16 protein-coding genes are annotated in these 16,749 nt (G+C 71.0%); 9 read left to right on the forward strand and 7 right to left on the reverse strand.

Annotation, left to right across the window (positions count from 1 at the left end; translation table 11 throughout):
* Window positions 1-45: 45 nt before the first annotated feature.
* The 3 genes from BN948_RS26915 to BN948_RS03580 are packed head-to-tail and all read right to left on the reverse strand — an operon-like array spanning window position 46 to window position 5,607.
* Entirely contained in the window at window positions 46-1,104 is a 1,059-nt protein-coding gene (locus BN948_RS26915; RefSeq protein ID WP_009517328.1) for a hypothetical protein, read from the reverse strand.
* Between the two features lie 45 nt (window positions 1,105-1,149).
* The gene (locus tag BN948_RS03575; RefSeq protein ID WP_009517327.1) at window positions 1,150-3,834 is read right to left on the reverse strand and encodes a bifunctional acetate--CoA ligase family protein/GNAT family N-acetyltransferase; all 2,685 of its coding nucleotides are present in this window, start codon (window positions 3,832-3,834) and stop codon (window positions 1,150-1,152) included.
* A gap of 9 nt (window positions 3,835-3,843) precedes the next feature.
* A complete protein-coding gene (locus BN948_RS03580) occupies window positions 3,844-5,607 on the reverse strand; it encodes a PHA/PHB synthase family protein (RefSeq protein WP_009517326.1) in 1,764 nt (587 codons plus the stop codon).
* A 133-nt stretch (window positions 5,608-5,740) separates the two neighbouring features.
* On the opposite strand from BN948_RS03580, the gene BN948_RS03585 reads away from it, so the two are divergent.
* The 9 genes from BN948_RS03585 to BN948_RS03620 all read left to right on the forward strand — a co-directional run bounded on the left by BN948_RS03585 (window position 5,741) and on the right by BN948_RS03620 (window position 12,561).
* Window positions 5,741-6,730, forward strand: a complete 990-nt coding sequence (locus tag BN948_RS03585) for a zinc-dependent alcohol dehydrogenase family protein (RefSeq protein WP_009517325.1) — start codon at window positions 5,741-5,743, stop codon at window positions 6,728-6,730.
* A 105-nt stretch (window positions 6,731-6,835) separates the two neighbouring features.
* On the forward strand, window positions 6,836-7,267 hold the full coding sequence (locus BN948_RS03590; RefSeq protein ID WP_009517324.1) for an Hsp20/alpha crystallin family protein: 432 nt from the start codon (window positions 6,836-6,838) through the stop codon (window positions 7,265-7,267).
* Window positions 7,264-8,748 (forward strand): bifunctional aminoglycoside phosphotransferase/ATP-binding protein, encoded by a 1,485-nt coding sequence (locus tag BN948_RS03595; RefSeq protein WP_009517323.1) that lies wholly within the window; start codon window positions 7,264-7,266, stop codon window positions 8,746-8,748. The genes BN948_RS03590 and BN948_RS03595 overlap by 4 nt, the downstream gene beginning before the upstream one ends.
* A 119-nt stretch (window positions 8,749-8,867) precedes the next feature.
* Window positions 8,868-9,878 (forward strand): thiamine pyrophosphate-dependent dehydrogenase E1 component subunit alpha, encoded by a 1,011-nt coding sequence (locus tag BN948_RS03600; protein WP_009517322.1) that lies wholly within the window; start codon window positions 8,868-8,870, stop codon window positions 9,876-9,878.
* Window positions 9,879-9,901: 23 nt separating this feature from the next.
* Window positions 9,902-10,960, forward strand: coding sequence for an alpha-ketoacid dehydrogenase subunit beta (locus BN948_RS03605; RefSeq protein WP_009517321.1), 1,059 nt, complete (start codon window positions 9,902-9,904; stop codon window positions 10,958-10,960).
* Window positions 10,957-11,229 (forward strand): lipoyl domain-containing protein, encoded by a 273-nt coding sequence (locus BN948_RS03610; protein WP_009517320.1) that lies wholly within the window; start codon window positions 10,957-10,959, stop codon window positions 11,227-11,229. Before BN948_RS03605 ends, BN948_RS03610 begins: the two co-directional genes overlap by 4 nt.
* Window positions 11,230-11,232: 3 nt before the next feature.
* The gene (locus BN948_RS25465) at window positions 11,233-11,928 is read left to right on the forward strand and encodes a lipoate--protein ligase family protein (protein ID WP_009517319.1); all 696 of its coding nucleotides are present in this window, start codon (window positions 11,233-11,235) and stop codon (window positions 11,926-11,928) included.
* Window positions 11,925-12,074, forward strand: a complete 150-nt coding sequence (locus BN948_RS27140) for a BON domain-containing protein (RefSeq protein ID WP_009517318.1) — start codon at window positions 11,925-11,927, stop codon at window positions 12,072-12,074. The genes BN948_RS25465 and BN948_RS27140 overlap by 4 nt, the downstream gene beginning before the upstream one ends.
* Before the next feature lie 16 nt (window positions 12,075-12,090).
* Window positions 12,091-12,561 (forward strand): phasin family protein, encoded by a 471-nt coding sequence (locus BN948_RS03620; protein WP_009517317.1) that lies wholly within the window; start codon window positions 12,091-12,093, stop codon window positions 12,559-12,561.
* A gap of 12 nt (window positions 12,562-12,573) precedes the next feature.
* On the opposite strand, the gene BN948_RS03625 is transcribed toward BN948_RS03620, so the two are convergent.
* The 4 genes from BN948_RS03625 to BN948_RS03640 all read right to left on the reverse strand — a co-directional run bounded on the left by BN948_RS03625 (window position 12,574) and on the right by BN948_RS03640 (window position 16,619).
* Window positions 12,574-13,041 (reverse strand): helix-turn-helix domain-containing protein, encoded by a 468-nt coding sequence (locus tag BN948_RS03625; protein ID WP_009517316.1) that lies wholly within the window; start codon window positions 13,039-13,041, stop codon window positions 12,574-12,576.
* Window positions 13,042-13,163: 122 nt separating this feature from the next.
* Window positions 13,164-14,015, reverse strand: coding sequence for an HpcH/HpaI aldolase/citrate lyase family protein (locus BN948_RS03630; protein WP_009517315.1), 852 nt, complete (start codon window positions 14,013-14,015; stop codon window positions 13,164-13,166).
* Window positions 14,012-15,247 (reverse strand): CaiB/BaiF CoA transferase family protein, encoded by a 1,236-nt coding sequence (locus BN948_RS03635; protein WP_009517314.1) that lies wholly within the window; start codon window positions 15,245-15,247, stop codon window positions 14,012-14,014. The genes BN948_RS03630 and BN948_RS03635 overlap by 4 nt, the downstream gene beginning before the upstream one ends.
* Window positions 15,240-16,619 carry an amidase gene (locus tag BN948_RS03640; protein WP_009517313.1) on the reverse strand — a complete coding sequence of 460 codons (1,380 nt, stop codon included), beginning with the start codon at window positions 16,617-16,619 and terminating at the stop codon, window positions 15,240-15,242. The genes BN948_RS03635 and BN948_RS03640 overlap by 8 nt, the downstream gene beginning before the upstream one ends.
* Window positions 16,620-16,749: the final 130 nt, after the last annotated feature.

Genomic DNA, 16,749 nt, shown 5'->3' on the forward strand with positions numbered 1-16,749 from the left:
AAGGTCCGTCGGGTGGCCCCGACCAGCGGGAACCCCGCGCGGTCCCTAGTCGGGCGGCGTGGGCGCGCCCTGGGCCGGGTGCCGCCGGCCCAAGGGTGTGCGCGCCGCGCGCAGGTGGCGCGCCGCCAGGGCCAGGTACTGTCGTGTGCGGCAGCGCCAGCGCGGATCGCCCTGGTGGCGCGCTTCGCCCAGGTGCGCGATGGCATGGCTGGCGCGTTCGCACGCCCGCAATGCCCGATAGAAGTGCGACAGCTCGCGCGGCGGTGCCTGGCCGCTGGCCTCGGCGTAGTGGCGCAGCAGCGCTTCGCTCAGCGCCGGCGCACCGGCATGCTCGATTTCCAGCGCCAGGAAGCCCACGTCGTCGGCGCCGTCCTGCTGCCGCAAGTCCCGGGAAATCGCCAGCGCGTCGATGATGGCCAGTGGCTCGCCCAGCCACACATGTTCAGGTCGCAAGTCGCCATGGGCCTCGATCACGCAGCCGGCCAGGGCGCGCGCGTCGATCAGTGGGGCGTGGGACGCCAGCCATGCACGCAGCGCGGCCATCAGCACGTCAACGCCCCGCGGCGGCAGCCCGCATTCGGGGCGCCGCAGCACCGCCTCGCAGTCGCTCACGCGCTGCCACAGGTGCAGGCGATAGCCGGCGGGGTCCAGGCGCAGGCAGGGCTGCCAGCGATGAAACCCGGCCAGTTGCCAGGCGATGCGACGCATGTCCGCCTCGTCGGCTTCACCGCGCAGCAGGCGCTGGTTCAGCATGGGCCCCGACTTCAGGCACCGCATGGCCAACAACCACTCCACCGGCCGGCCCGGGCCGTCCACGCGCAGCCGTCCATCCGTGTCCGCGGCCAGGGGCACCACGTCCAGGTAGACCTTGGGCGCCAGCCGCCGGTTCAGGCGCAGCGCCTCGCGGCAGTGGAGGCGCCGGCGTTCCAGCGTGGACAAGTCCTGCAGGCCCGATGGCAGCGGCTTCTTCATCTTGTAGGCGCGCTCCCCCGCGAGGAAGACCCACGAGAAAGGCGTTTCGATGGGCTGGACGGCCGAGACCGGCAGGGGGTGGTTCGCCGGATCGCACAGCGCCGCTACCTTGTCCTGCAATGTGTATCTCATGGGCGGCACTATCCGCCCCCCCAGGCGCGGCGTGCTTGATGGGGGTCAAGTATGTGGGCGCGCGCTGTCGATCGACCGACCCAGCGCCATTCGCAGCTCGAGCGTGCCATCGGCGCCGCCGCGCATGCCGATGCCGGTCGCACGGGCGAGGTTCACCATGCCGTGGTTGACCTCCAGGCACCAGCCCACCAGTTCGCGCGTGCCGCGCGCGCGCAGGTGCTCGATCAATTGGTCCAGCAAGGCGCGGCCCAGGCCGCGGCCTTGCCAGGGCTGCGCCACCTGCACCGCGAACTCGGCGGTGTCGTTGTCGGGGTCGCAGACCGCGCGCGCCTCGCCGCACAGCGTGTCTCCGGCCAGCGCGATGAAGGCCATTTCTCGCTCGTAGTCGATCTGGCAGTAGCGCGCCAGTTCGCTGGGCGGCACCTCGCGGCGCGTGAAGAAAAAGCGCAGGCGCAGGTCTTCAGGCGAGCAGGCTTCGTAGAAGCGCGACAGGCGCTCGCCGTCGTCGGGGCGGATGGGACGCAGACGCAGCGTTGCACCGTCGATGGACAGGGTGCGCTCCAGGCCCGAGGGGTAGGGACGCAGCGCCAGGTGCGAGCCTTCGCGGGTGGGCGCGGCCGGGCGCACGCGCACGCGCGCGTCCAGCGCGATCGCGCCCTCGGCGTCGACCAGCAGCGGGTTGATGTCGAGCTCGGCCACGGGGGCGAGGTCGCTGGCCAGTTGGCTCAGGCGCAGCAGCACGTCGACGATGGCGTCCAGCTTCGCCGGCGGGCGCGAGCGGTAGCCGCGCAGCAGGGCCGCCACGCCCGTGCGCGCGATCAGATCGCGCGCCAGCACGGTGTTCAGCGGCGGCAGCGCGATGGCGCGGTCGGCGCGCACCTCCACCGCCGTGCCGCCTTCGCCGAACAGCAGCACCGGGCCGAACACGGGGTCGCTGGCGATGCCGACGATGGTCTCGAAGGCCTGGGGCCGATGCACCATGGCCTGCACGGTGAAGCCGGCCAGACGCGCATCCGGCCGGGCGTGCGTCACGCGTTCGTTCATGGCATGCGCCGCTTCGCGCAGTTGCGCGGCGTTCCTCAGGTCGAGCGCCACGCCGCCCACGTCGGACTTGTGGAGCACCTGGGGCGAGACGATCTTCAGCGCCACCGGGTAGCCGATGCGCTCGGCCGCCGCCAGCGCGGCGTCCAGGTCCGCCACGCGCTCGGTGACCACGCAGGGGATGCCATAGGCGCCCAGCAGGTGTTTGGCGTCGAGTTCGTCGAGCCACTCGCCGCCGCGCGCGAGCGCCGCGTCGACCAGCGCACGCGCGCCTTCGCGGTCCGGGTACTGCAGTTCGGCCCGGGACTGCGGCAGTTGCATCAGTGCCGCTTGTGCTGCGTGGTAGTCGCGCAGTTGCAGCCAGGCCGCCGTGGCCTGCTCGGGCGTGGCGTAGCAGGCGATGCCCTGCTCGTCGTACAGCGCGCGCGCGGCGGCGACGCGCTGGCCGCCCAGCCAACAGGTCAGTACCGGCGTGCCGGCCTCGCGCAGCAGTGGCAGGCAGGCCTGGGCGATGCCGGTCGCCGGGGCGATGGCGGTGGGCGCGTGCATGAACAGCAGGCCGTCGACCTCCGGTGCGCCGAGCAGCACGCGCAGGGCGTCCATGTAGCGTTGGGGTGGGGCGTCGCCAATGATGTCCACCGGGTTGCCGCGCGACCAGTTGGCCGGCAGGCAGGCGTCGAGTCGGGCAAGCGTGGCATCGCTCAGCGTGGCCAGTTCACCGCCGCCCAGCGTGTCGGCCGCCAGCACGCCCGCGCCGCCGCCGTTGGTGAGGACCGCCAGGCGCGGACCGCGCCAGTGGTGCACGCGCGCCAGGGTCTGCGCGGCGTCGAACAGGCTCTCCAACGTGTCCACGCGCAGCATGCCCGCGCGGCGCACGGCGGCGTCGAACACCGGGTCGGAGCCGGCCAGCGCGCCGGTGTGCGAGGCCGCGGCGCGCGCGCCGTCGGGCCGCCGGCCCGCCTTCACCAGCACCACGGGCTTGTTGCGCGCCGCCGCGCGCGCGGCCGACATGAACTTGCGCGCGTGTTTCACCGACTCGATGTAGAGCAGGATCGCGCGCGTGTGCGGGTCGCTGCCCAGGTAGTCGAGCAGGTCGCCGAAGTCCACGTCGGCGCTGTCGCCCAGCGAGACGAAGTGCGAGAAACCGATGCCGCGCGCGTTGGCCCAGTCCAGCATGGCGGTGGCCAGCGCGCCCGATTGCGTGACGAAAGCCAGCTCCCCCGGCAGTGCCTGGCCCGGCGCGAAACTGGCGTTGAGTCCGTGGCCGGGCACCAGGGCACCGATGCAGTTGGGCCCGAGGATGCGCAGCAGGTGAGGGCGCGCCGCGTCGAGCATCGCCTGTTCCAGGCTGCGCCCGTCGGCGGTGCGGCCCTCGCGCAGCCCGGCGCTGAGCACGATGGCCGCGCGCGTGCCGCGGCGGCCGAGCTGGTCCACCAGGGCGGGCACGCTGTCCGCCGGCGTGCAGATCACCGCGAGATCGGGCGCCTGCGGCAAGGCCTCCACGCTGGTGAACACGGGCGCTCCGTCGAGGTCGAAGGGGGTACGGTTCACGGCCCACATCGGCCCTTGCAAGCCCGCCTCGCGCAGGTTGCGCCACACCAGCGCGCCGACACCATCGGGGCGATGCGAAACGCCGATCACGGCCACGTGGCGGGGATTAAAGAGGCGGTCGAGGTGGCGAACACTCATCGGGAACCCTCATCCTGTGTTGGCGTTGAAAACGTAGGTGCCGGGCGCGGGCACGGGCCGGCCCCGCAGGCGCAAGCCCTTGACGGGCCGCGCCTTCACCTGGCGCGAGGAGTGCGCCGCGAGCCAACGGAACCAATGGGGCCACCACGAGCCGGCCTGCGGCCTGGCCTGGGCGAACCACGCCTGCGGGTTCGCGGGCGCTTCGCGCGGCGCCCATTCGCCCACGCGGTAGGCGGCCTGCTGGCTCGCCAGCGGGCCATCGGGCGGGCTCACGATGCCCACGTTGTGGCCGCCCGAACACAGCACGAAGCTGGCGGGCGCGCGCGCCAGGCGCAGCAGCTTGTACACCGAGGTCCAGGGGGAGACATGGTCCCGCTCGGTGGCCAGCACATAGAGCGGCACACGGATCTCGTCCAGGTTCACCGGCTCGCCATCCACGCGGTAGCGCCCCTCGGCCAGGTCGTTGTGCAGGTAGAGCCGGCGAAGGTACTCGCTGTGCATGCGCGCGGGCAGGCGCGTGGCGTCGGCGTTCCAGGCCCGCAGCGGCGTCACCGGCGTGCGCGCGCCCATCAGGTACTCGTGCACCAGCTTGGACCACACCAGGTCCTTGGAGTTGATGAGCTGGAAGGCACCGGCCATGCGCTGGCCGTCGAGGTAGCCGCGCTCGGCCATCAGGTCTTCCAGAAAGGCGATCTGGCTTTCGTCGATGAACAGGCCCAGTTCGCCGGGTTCCTGGAAATCCACCTGCGCGGCGAGAAGCGAGACGCTGCGCAGGCCCTTGTCGCCGCGCGCGCCGAGCAAGGCCGCCGCCATCGCCAGCAGCGTGCCGCCCAGGCAGTAGCCCATGGCATGGATGTCCGCGCCGGCGCAGCGTTCGCGCACCGCCGACAAGGCGTCCAGCACCCCCAGGCGCAGGTAATCGTCCATGCCGAGGCCGGCGTCCGCGCTGTCGGGGTTGCGCCAGGACACCATGAACACGGTGTGGCCCTGCGCCACCAGTTGGCGCACCAGGGAGTCCTCGGGCGTGAGATCGAGGATGTAGTACTTCATGATCCAGGACGGCACCACCAGCACCGGCTCGCGCCCCACCGTGGGCGTGGCGGGGTCGTACTGGATGAGTTCGATCAGGTGGTTGCGCATCACCACCTGGCCCGGCGTGAGCGCGACCGCCTGGCCGGGCAGGAAGGCCTGCAGCCCGCGCGCCTGGTCGCCCGCTGCCACCGCCATGGCGTCGCGCGCCCAGTTCACCGCCCCGCGCGCGAGGTTGGCGCCGCCGGTGCGCAAGGTTTCGTGCAGCACCTGAGGGTTGAGCAGCGGTGAGTTCGAGGGCGACAGCATGTCCAGCCACTGGCGTGCCACGAAGGCGGTCACCTCCTCATGGTGGCGAGAGACGCCGCGCACGCCGTGCGTGGCCTCTTCCCACCACTGTTGCTGCAACAGGAAGGCCTGGGCGAGGGCGTGGTACGGCCAGTGCCGCCACTCGGGGCGGCTGAAGCGTTTGTCTTGCGGGGCCGGCGACACGCAATCCTCGCAAGGGCCCTGTGCCATGCGGGCCAGGTGGAGCAGCCAGGCTTGCGTCTTGTGCAGCGCGCTGGCCATCAGTTGCGCCTGGCGCGTAGGCGAGGCCGCCAGGTGCAGCCACCAGTCGGTTTGTGCCTGCGCCAAGGCGGCTGGCGACACGCCGTTGGCCAGGCGGGCGATCCACAGCTTGAGCGGCAGGTCCATGGGCTCGGGCCCGTGCGATGCGCGCGGCGTGTCGTCGGTGTTTCCCATGCTCCCATGATCGGTCGCGCGGCGCGCGCGCGCTTGCGCTACGTCAAGGGCCCCGCGAATCGCGCTTGCGGTGCGCTGACCCCCCGCTAGCATGGGTGTTCGACCCGGAGGTCAATCCTTGACTGCTCCTTCCATGATGGCGATGGCCATCGATGTGGGCGCCCGCCGCCTGGTGCCCGTGCAGCGGCCACGCCCTGTTCCGGGACCGCGCGACCTGCTCCTGCGCGTGCGCGCCTGCGGCGTGTGCCGCACCGACCTGCACATCCTCGACGGCGAACTGCCGCGACGTGATCCGCCCGCCATACCCGGACACGAGGTGGTGGGCGAAGTGGTGGCCTTGGGCGAGGGTGCCCGCCGGTTTTCGCCCGGGCAGCGCGTGGGCGTCGGCTGGCTGGGCCGCAGCTGCGGCGTCTGCCCCTATTGCGCCATGGCGCGTGAGAACCTGTGTGACGCACCGCTGTTCACCGGCTACGACCGTGACGGCGGCTACGCCGGGTATTGCGTGGCCGACGAGCGCTTCTGTTTTGCTCTGCCCGAGGCAGTGGACGATGTGCACGCCGCACCGCTGCTGTGTGCCGGGCTGATCGGCTTTCGCACCTGGCGGCTGGCCGGGGGGCGGCGGCCGAAGCGGCTGGGCATCTGGGGCTTTGGCGCCGCCGCTCACATCGTGTGCCAGATCGCCGTGGCGCACGGGCAGGAGGTTCATGCGTTCACCCGGCCGGGTGATGCGGCGGCGCAGGCCCTGGCTCGCCGCCTCGGTGCGCGCTTTGCCGGCGCCAGCAACGAAGCGCCCCAGGGCGAGCTGGACGCCTCCCTGATCTTCGCGCCCGATGGCGCCCTGGTGCCGGCCGCGCTGGCCGCCGCGCGCAAAGGGGGCGTGGTGGTGTGCGGCGGCATTCACATGAGCACCATCCCGGCGTTCGACTACCGGCTGCTGTGGGGCGAACGCGAGTTGCGCTCGGTGGCCAATCTCACGCGCGACGACGGCGAGGCCTTCTTCGGGCTGCTGCGCGAGGTGCCCGTGCGCACCCACGTGCGGGCCTTTGCGCTGGCCGATGCGCAGTCGGCCGTGCAGGCGTTGCGCGATGGGGCGCTGGAGGGCGCGGCCGTGTTGGTGCCCTGAGAGGGCACGACTTGCGCCACATCAAGTTCGATCCGCAGGCAGCGCCCTACAGTGAAAAAGCGCCTTGTGTGCGCAACCGATCAACTTGCCGATGAGGACACCACCATGAGCAACCTGCGACTGCTGGACCCGATGTTCAGCGATTCTTTCGACAACGCCATGCGCCGCTTCTTCGCACCGATGGCCTTCGACGTGGAGCCCGCGCCACTGCTCAAGATGCGCGTGGACGTGACGGAGAACGACAAGGCCTATGAGGTGAAGGCCGACATTCCCGGTGTCAAGAAGGACGACATCAATGTGCGCATCGACGGCAACGTCGTGCAGATCGACGCCGAGGCGCACGGCGAAAAGGATACGAAGGGCAACGGCGACAAGGTGCTGCGCAGCGAGCGCTACCAGGGCAGCATCTCGCGCACCTTCAGCCTGGCCAGTGATATCGACGAGGGCAAGGTGGCCGCGCACTACGCCGATGGCGTGCTGTCGCTGACTTTGCCCAAGAAGACCGCCACCAGCGCGCGCAAGATCGCGATCCAGTGAGCGACGCGGAGGCAGACGCGCTCGCGCAGGCCACGTGCCTGGTGCAGGCCTTGGCCGCACGGCTGGGCGCGTCGCTGATCGAAACCCACATCTCCTGGGTGCTGCTCGTTGGTGACCGCGCCTACAAGCTGAAGAAGCCGGTCCGCCTGCCCTTTGTCGACTACTCGACGCTGCAGGCGCGCCGCCACTGTTGCGAGGAGGAGCTGCGGCTCAACCGCCGGCTCGCGCCCTCGCTTTACCTTGATGTGGTGGCCATCACGGGCAGCGCGGACGCACCCGCGATCGGCGGCGCTGGACCCGCCATCGAATGGGCCGTGCGCATGCGCCGCTTCCCCGAGGGCGCGCTGTTCAGCGAGCGCCTGCGTGACCGGCGCCTGTGCGAGTCCGAGGTGGACGCCTGCGCGGCCCTGCTGGCGGGCTTTCACCGGGAGGCGCCCGTGGCGCGCGCGGACAGCGGCTTCGCCGGTGCGACGCAGCGCGCCGCGCGCGCTGCCGCCGCGCTGGCTGGTGCCTCGGCGGCGGCGTCGACCGACGAGGTGGCCTTGCTGGCGCGCTGGCTGCGCGCGCAAGCACAGCGGCTGGCGCCTCACTGGGCCGAGCGACTGCGCGGCGGCCACGTGCGCGAGTGCCACGGTGACCTGCACCTGTCCAACCTCATCGTGGTCGATGGCGACGTCAGCGCCTTCGACGGCATCGAGTTCGACCCGGCACTGCGCTGGATCGACGTCATCGACGACATCGCCTTTCCCGTGATGGACCTGCGCGCGCGCGGCCGCGGCGACCTGGCGTTTCGCCTGCTCAACGCCTGGCTGGACGCCACCGGCGAGCACAGCGGCCTGCCGGGTCTGCGGCACGCCCTGGTGTACCGCGCGCTGGTGCGGGCCCAGGTCGAGTGCCTGCGGGGCCGCGAAGCCTCGGCGCGCCGGTACGTCGAGGCCGCCCTGCGCTGGGTGCGCCATGGGCCGCCGTGGCTGGCCTTCATGCATGGACTGCCGGGTTCGGGCAAGAGCTTCGTGTCGCAGGCCATGCTGCAGACGCAGGGCACCATCCGCCTGCGCTCCGACGTGGAGCGCAAGCGCCTGTTCGGCCTGCCCGCCACGGCCGATTCGCGCGCCAGCGGACAGGACATCTACGGCGAAGAGGCCACGAAGCGCACATACGACCGCCTGTTCTCGCTCGCGCGCACGGCTCTCGACGCAGGTTGGCCTGTCGTCCTCGACGCGGCCTTCTTGCGTCGCCACGAACGCGAGGCCGCGGTGGCGCTGGCGCGCCAGGCGCGCGTGCCCTGGCGCATCGTGCACTGCGAGGCCACAGACGAAGTGCTGCGCACGCGCCTGCGGCAGCGGCGCGGCGACGCCTCCGAGGCCGACGAAGGCACCCTGGCACTGCTGCAGGGCGTGCAGGAGCCGCTGAGCGAGGACGAGTGGTTGCGGACCGAGCTGGCGCCGGCCACCCCGGGGGCCCTCGCCAACACCCCTTGAGGCTGGTTCGCCCGGCAGATCGGGGCGCGGTCTGGCGGCGACCTTCTTGCGCCACGTCAACTTCCCATTCGTCGCCAGGCCTAGATTGCTCACACCCAATCAACGAGCCGGAGACCACCGTGACGAAACCGCCCCCCGACAAGCTGCTCTGGATGTACGAGACCATGCTCGTCATCCGACGCTACGAAGAAACCCTGGCCCAGGTGTACCTGGAAGGCAAGCTGCCGCCGCACATCCAGCAGGGACTGGCGTTCGACATCGCTTCGGGCCCGGTGCCCGGCGAGATGCACCTGGCCGCCGGGCAGGAGCCCGTGGCCGTGGGCGTGTGCGCGCACCTGAGCGACGCCGACACCGTGGTGGGCACGCACCGTCCACACCACTTCGCCATCGCCAAGGGCGTGCCGCTGGACCGCATGACGGCCGAGATCTTCGGCAAGGTCACGGGGCTGGGGCGCGGCAAGGGTGGGCACATGCACCTGTTCGATCCCGCGCACCGCTTCAGTTGCAGCGGCATCGTGGGCGCCAGCCTGCCGCCGGCCTGCGGCGCGGCGCTGGCGGCCAGGCTCACGGGCAGCCAGGCCATTGCCGTGGCCTTCTTCGGCGAAGGGGCGGCCAACCAAGGCACGTTCCATGAGTCGCTCAACCTGGCGGGGCTGTGGCACCTGCCGGTGGTCTTCGTCTGCGAGGACAACCGCTGGGCCATCTCGGTGGCCAAGGACAAGGCCACCGCCATTGCCTCGAACGCCGAGCGCGCAAAGGGCTATGGCATCGCGGGCATCGCGGTGGATCACAACGACCCGATCGCCGTGTACGAGGCCGCGGATCAGGCCGTGCAACGCGCGCGCGGCGGCGGCGGCGCCACGCTCATCGAGGTGAAGACCGACCGCTACTTCGGCCATTTCCAGGGCGATGCCGAGGTCTACCGGCCCAAGGCCGAGGTGAGCGAGTTGCGCCAGCACGATCCCATTCCCGCGCTCGCGGCGTCGCTGCACCGGCGCAAGCTGATGGACGACGCGCTCGAACACAGCATTCGTCAGCGCGCCGAGGCGCGCGTGGCGGCAGCCTTCGAATTCGCCCGAGGCAGCCTGTATCCGGCCGCCTCGGAAGCCACGAACCACGTTTTCGCCTGAGTGGCGAGAAAAGGAAGCCCACCATGAGTACCCCTGCGAGCGTTTCCGCCAGCGCCCCGCGCACCCTCACCATGGCCCAGGCCATCGCCGAAGCGATCGGGCAGGAGATGGAACGCGACCCGCGTGTCTTCGCGATGGGCGAGGACATCGGCCGCTACGGCGGCATCTTCAGCGCCACCGGCGGCCTGCTGGAGCGCTTCGGTCCCGAGCGCATTCGCGACACGCCCATCTCGGAAAGCGCCTTCATCGGCGCGGCCACGGGCGCGGCCGCCGAAGGGCTGCGTCCCATTGCCGAGCTGATGTTCGTGGACTTCTTCGGCGTCTGCATGGACCAGATCTACAACCACCTGGCGAAGAACCATTACATGTCGGGCGGGCAGGTGAAGCTGCCGGTGGTCCTGATGACGGCCATCGGCGGTGGCTACGGCGACGCGGCCCAGCACTCGCAGTGCCTGTACTCGACCTTCGCACACATGCCGGGTCTCAAGGTGGTGGTGCCGTCCAATGCCTACGACGCGAAGGGGCTGATGATCCAGGCGATCCGCGATGACAACCCGGTCATGTACTTCTTCCACAAGGGCATCATGGGTCTTCCGTGGATGCAGTACCACGAGGGCGCCAGCACAGCGGTACCCCAGGAGGCCTACACCGTGCCTTTCGGTCAGGCGGCCGTGGTGCGGGAGGGTCGGCACGTGAGCATCGTGACGCTGAGTCAGATGGTGCACAAGGCCATGCTGGCCGCGCGCACGCTGCACACGCAAGGCATCGAGGCCGAGGTCATCGACCTGCGCACCCTGGTGCCGATGGACACTCAGACCGTGCTGCGTTCGGTCGGCAAGACCGGGCGGCTGCTGATCGTGGACGAGGACTACGTGAGCTTCGGCCTGTCGGGCGAGATCGCCGCCGTGGTGGCGGAACACATGGACGAGATCGCGCTGGCCGCACCGATCCGCCGACTGGGCGTGCCGAATGTGCCCATCCCCTACAGCCGTCCGCTGGAGCAGGCCGTGATTCCCTCGGTGGCGCGCATCGTCGAGGCCTGCTGCGAGCTGGTCGATTCGAAGCTCAAGGCGGCGGCATGACCGTGAACACCAACAGCGGCATGGCCGAGCTGGGCCTGCCGCCGGAGGTTTGGACCGGCGTGGACGACGAGGTGCAGGCCCTGCTGGACCGTTGGCTGGTGGCGCCTGGCGACGCGGTGGCGGTGGGCCAGGTGGTGGCGCGCGCCGTGCTCGTCAAGAGTTCGCTGGACATCGTGGCGCCCGTGGCCGGCGTGTTGGAGCGCGTGCTCGTGCCGGCGGGCGCGAGCTTCGCGCGCGGGCAGGCGGTGGGCCAGATCGCGCGAGGATGAACCATGCACCTGCCGATGGCTCTGGCGGCCGTGTCCTCTCACGCGGGGCTCTCGCTGGGGCGTTCGCAGCGTGGCGACTCGGCCGGGGTTCCCTGGCCCTGCCGCCTGCGCTCGAGCGGCGGCGGCGCGGTGTTGCTGGGGCCCTGGCTGTTGCGCGCCGTGCTGGTGCTGCCGGCCTCGCACCCGCGCCTGCGTCAGGGCCCGTCGGCCGCGGCCCTGTGGTTCGGCGCGCTGCACCGCGACTGGTTGCGCAGCCATGGCATCGACGCGCACTGTCACGAGGGGCCGCTGTCCTCGCACTGGGCCTGCTTCGCGGGGCGCGCGCCCGGCGAGGTGCTGGTGGACGGGCGCAAGCTCACGGGCGTCTCGCAGACCTGGCGCCGCGACCGCGTGCAGTTGTGGTCGGGTACCTTGTTGAGCCCGGTGCCCTGGTCGATGCTGTGCCGCGAGTTGAACCGGCGCATCGAGCACGCGCAGGTGCTGGCCGAGAGCACCACCACGGTGCAATGCTGCCTGGGCTACGCGCCCGACGCGGCACGCTGGGCGGTTGAGCTGTCCACCCATCTGCGCGCGGGCGCTGCGGAGGACGCAACTTGCGCCGCATCAAAGCCGGGGCCGCGCGCACGGCCCAGACTGGGGACTCCCGTCGAGGCCAATGCGGCCGACGGCCCCATTCGCCAAGAGGAGTGCTTTCCATGAAGACCGACGAGCAATTGAAGAAGGACGTGGCGGCGGAACTCGCCTGGGATCCCGCCATCAACACCACCCACATCGGCGTGGCCGGCGTGCGCGGCGTGACGAATGTGCGATCGCAACGCCCCGTCTCGCCGCCTGATCACCATTGAACATCAGGAGAAGGCCATGGCCACCAAACGCAATTCCAGTTCCCCCGCCGCTGCTGCTGTGACGCCCGAAGCCGCCTGGAGCGCAGCCAGTGAGTTGCCGCGACAGCAACTGACGCTGGCCGCCGAAAGCGCCTGCGCGGTGTTTCGCGGTTTCGAGGCGATGCGAAAGATCCAGGAGAAGGCGGCGCATCAGGCGCTGCAGCACTATTCGCGAGCGGCCGAGAAGCTGAAGGAAACCAGCGAGCCGGCCCAGGTGATGCAGGTTCAGGCCGACCTGCTGCGCTTCGACCTCGAAGGCGCCACGCAGTACTGGCAGCAACTCGGCGCCGCGGCCGTCGACATGCAACGCGAATTGATGGAATGCTGCACGCACATGGTCCACCCGGGCGCGTTGCAGCGCGTGGCCTCCGCGGGCGACAGCTTTCCGGCGATGGCGAGCGCGTTCAGCCCCTTCTTCCCGTTCAACGCGCGGGCCGAGGCGAGCTGAAGCGGGCGCGGTTCAGTCGGTCGCGCCGCCGGCCCCCCGGGCCAGCTGCTGCAGCACCTCGCGCTTGCCCGTGGTGCGCAGGCCGAGGATGGCCGGCAGGAAGCGCGCGCGCGGCGTGACCTGGCCGGTCTCCCACTTCCACACCGACAGCGTCGAGGTGCCGAGGTAGGCCGCCATGTCTTTCTGCGTGAGGCCCAGGCGTTCGCGCTGGGCCTTGAAGCGTTCGGCACTGAACACCGCGCGCCGGCCGCGCTTCGGGGACTCGGCCGGCGCGTCGGGCGCGACCGTGTGCAGGGCCTTGTCGGCGCGGCGGCTGGTCTGGCGCAGGGCCACCTGCAGCTCGCGCACCTGGCGCTTGAGCGCGGCGATCTCGGTGCGGTAGCTGGCCGAGGCCTTGCGCAAGGCGCCCAACTCGTCCTTCAACTCCTTGCGCGCCACGCGCGCAATTTCCTTCTTCAATGAGGAAGCAAATGTGGTCATCGTCCCATCCGACGGCAATGGTGCCGCGGACAGGATAGCGCAGGCGCCTGATGTGACCGGATGTGACCGCGCGGTCAGGCCTTCACGACCTCATGGCGGTGCAGCGGTGGCCGCGAAGCGCGTCAATCTCCGCGCCCCGCCCTGGCCATCAGGGCGCGCGCCCGGTCGACGATGGGCTTGTCCAGCATGCGGCCCTGGTGCTGCACCGCGCCGCGGCCTTCGGCGAGGGCGCGCTCGAAGGTGGCGACGATGGCCGCCGCGTCGCTGAGCTCCTGATCGCTGGCGCCGAAGGCTTCGTTGAACACCGGTACCTGCGTGGGGTGGATGGCCAGCGCGCCGGTGAAGCCCGCGTGCCGCGCGGCGCGTGCCATGCGGCCCAGCAGGGCCAGGTCACCGAATTCGGCCAGACTGCCCACCACGCCCCAGGCCGCGCGGCCGTGGGCGCGAGCGGCCAGGGCCACGGCGTGCGCGGCGTAGTGCATCGATTCCATGGTGGGCACCACGCCGAGAGCGTTGGCGTAGTCCTCGCTGCCGAACACCACGCCGATGGTCTCGTCGCTGCAGGCGCAGAGCGCCTCGGCGCGCAGCACGGCCGGCGGGGTCTCCAGCAGCAGCACCAGGCCCGTGCCGGCCTGGCGGGTGCGCTCGGCCACGGCACGCACCTGGGCCGGGTCTTCGGCCTTGGGCAGGAAGACACCGGCCAAGGGCGTGGCCAGCGCAGCGGCCAGGTCCTCGTCGAGCAGGGCCGGGTCGTTGTTGACGCGCACGAACACGGGCATGCCGTGCGCGGCGATGCGCCGCACCACCTCGGGCAGCGCGCGGCGCGCATCCGCCTTGGCGTCGGGCGCGATGGCGTCTTCCAGGTCCACGATGACCGCGTCGGCACCGCGCTCGTGTGCCTTGTCGACGAAACGTTCCGACAACGCGGGCACGAAGAGCTGCGAGCGCAGCGCGTGGGCTTGTTCGAGGTTCATGAGGCAATGACTTTCTTCGCGATGAGTTCCTGGATGGCCGCCTCGCTCACGCCAGCGCCGCGCAGCACCTCCAGCGTGTGCTCGCCCAGCCGTGGCGCGGGCCGCGCCAGCCCACCGGGCGTGCGCGACAGGCGGGGAACAACCGCGTGCATGGGCAGCGAGCCGGTGTCGGCGTCCGGCGCGCGAACCACGATGCCGCGCGCCACCACGTGCGGATCGGTCACGATCTGGCCGATGTCATAGACCGGCCCCACGGTGACCTCGCGCTCGCGGAAGAAGGCGAGGTTCTCCTCCAGCGTGCGCGCGCCGATGAATTCGCCGACGACGGCGTCCAGCGCGTCCACGTGGGCCAATCGGTCGGCGTTGGTGCGAAAGCGCGGGTCGTCGATGAGTTCGGGGCGGCCGATGGCGCGCAGCAGGCGCTCCGTCATGCCCTGCGTGGACGCCGACAGCGCGACCCAGCCGTCGCCCCGGGTGCGGTAGATGTTGCGCGGCGCGGTGATGGAGGTGCGGTTGCCGGTGCGCGCGGGCAGCTTGCCGCTGACGTGGTGGGCCGCCGCGTCGGGGCCCATGATGGAGAGCAGCGGTTCGAGCAGCGAGAGGTCGATGACCTGGCCCGCGCCGCCATGGGTTTCCACCTCGCGAACGGCGGCGGCCACGGCGAAAGCGCCGTACAGGCCGGCCACCATGTCGGCCAGGGCCATGTTGGGCAGCATGGGCGGCGCCTCGGGCGCGCCGTTCTTGGCCGCGAAGCCCGACATCGCCTCCACCAGGCTGCCGAAGCCGGGCTGCTGGTGGTAGGGCCCGGTCTGGCCCCAGCCGGTCAGGCGCACGATGACCAGTTTCGGGTTGAGCGCCAGCAGCGCGTCGGGGCTGAAGCCCATCTTCTCCAGCGTGCCCGGGCGAAAGCTTTCGATCAGCACCTGGGCGCCGGCGATCAGCGCGCGCAGCGCCTCGCGCCCGGCCTCGCTGTGCAGGTCGATGGCCAGGCTCTTCTTGTTGCGCGCGTAGACCTTCCACCAGACCTCCACGCCCTCAGGGTGGTTCGGCCCGCGCTCGCGCCACTGGCGCAGGGTGTCGCCGCCGTCGGGGTCTTCCACCTTGATGACCTCGGCGCCGAAGTCGGCGAGTTGCAGCGACAGCATGTTGCCCGCGACCAGGCGCGAGAGATCGAGCGCGCGCAGGCCGCGCAGCGGGCCGCTGTGGTGGGGGTCGAAGCTGACGTCAAGCATGCAGGACGGGCGCGGCGCGCAAGTGGTGGTCGGTGAGGGTCTGGTACGCATGCCCCAGGCGGAGCACGGTGGGCTCGTTGTACCAGCCGGCCGCCAGTTCCAGCGACAGGGGCAGGCCGTCACCGCTGAAGCCGCAGGGCACGGCCAGGCTGGGGATGCCCGCGATGGGCCAGGCGCAACTGAAGCGCGGGATGCGCCGGATCGCCTGCGCGAAGTCCAGGCCCTGCGCGGCGGGCGCTGTGGCCGGCGTGGTGGGCGAGAGGATGGCATCCACGCGCTGGAACACGCCGCGCAGGCGGTGGCGCCAGCGCTCCATCCAGCGCATGGCCGCCGCGTACTGCTCACCGCTCACGTTCTCGCCCAGGCGCATGCGCATGAGCACGTCGGCGCCATAGTCGGCCTCACGCTGGGCGATGCGGTCGCGGTGCAGGCGCATGGCGTCGGCGGGGATCATGGTGAAGGTGAGCATCTGCTGCGCGTTTTCCACGTCGCCCAGGTCGATGTCGACCAGCTCCACGCCGAGCGAGCGGAACACGTCGAGCGCGCGCTCCATGGCGGCGGCGATGTCGGGGTCCAGGTCCTCGTAGAACCAGCGGCGCTGAATGCCCAGGCGCAGGCCGCGCACCGGCTCGTTGAGCTGGGCGAGGAAGTTCGGCACCGGCACCTCGGCCGACATCGGGTCGTTCGGGTCGTGGCCCGCGATGGCGGCGAACACGCGCGCCACGTCGCTCACACGGCGCGCCAGCGGGCCCAGGGTGTCAAAGGGCGGGCTCACGGGCAGCGAGCCGCTGGTGGAGATGCGCCCGACCGTGGGCCGCAGGCCGGCCACGCCGTTGAAGGAGGCGGGCAGGCGGATCGAGCCGGCCGTGTCGCTGCCGATGGAGGCCACGCACATGCCGGCCGCCACCGAGGCGCCCGAGCCGCCGCTGGAGCCGCCCGCGATGTGACCCGTGTTCCAGGGGTTGCGCACGGGGCCGAAGTGCTGGCTCTGGCTGGTGGGGCCGAACACCCACTCGTGCAGGTTGGCCTTGCCCACGATCACCGCGCCATTGCGCACCAGGCGGTCGACCACGAAGGCGTTCGTGCGCGCCACGTTGTCTTTCAGGATGACCGAGGCCGCCGTGGTGGGCACGCCGGCCACGTCGACGTTGTCCTTCACGCTGACGGTCATGCCGTGCAGCAGGCCGCGCCATTCACCGGCGGCGGCCGCGCGGTCCAGCGCCTCGGCCGTGCGCAGGGCCGGCTCGGCGGTGGTGCAGATCATGGCGTTGATCGAGGGGTTCAGCCGCTCGATGCGGTCCAGCGCGCGGCGCGTTTCCTGCAAGGCGCTGCCCAGGCTGGACGGGAAGGGGGGGCTCACGGCATCGGACACGGACGCTCCTCTCAGCGGTGGGTGGAATCAGGGAATGCTTGGCACTCTATCTCATTTAATGGTGATGACATACCGTTAAATGGTATGTATAGTCCGGTGCACAAATTCACATAAACTTTCGTTTCATTTA

Source organism: Hydrogenophaga intermedia (assembly GCF_000723405.1).
Classification (GTDB): domain Bacteria; phylum Pseudomonadota; class Gammaproteobacteria; order Burkholderiales; family Burkholderiaceae_C; genus Hydrogenophaga; species Hydrogenophaga intermedia.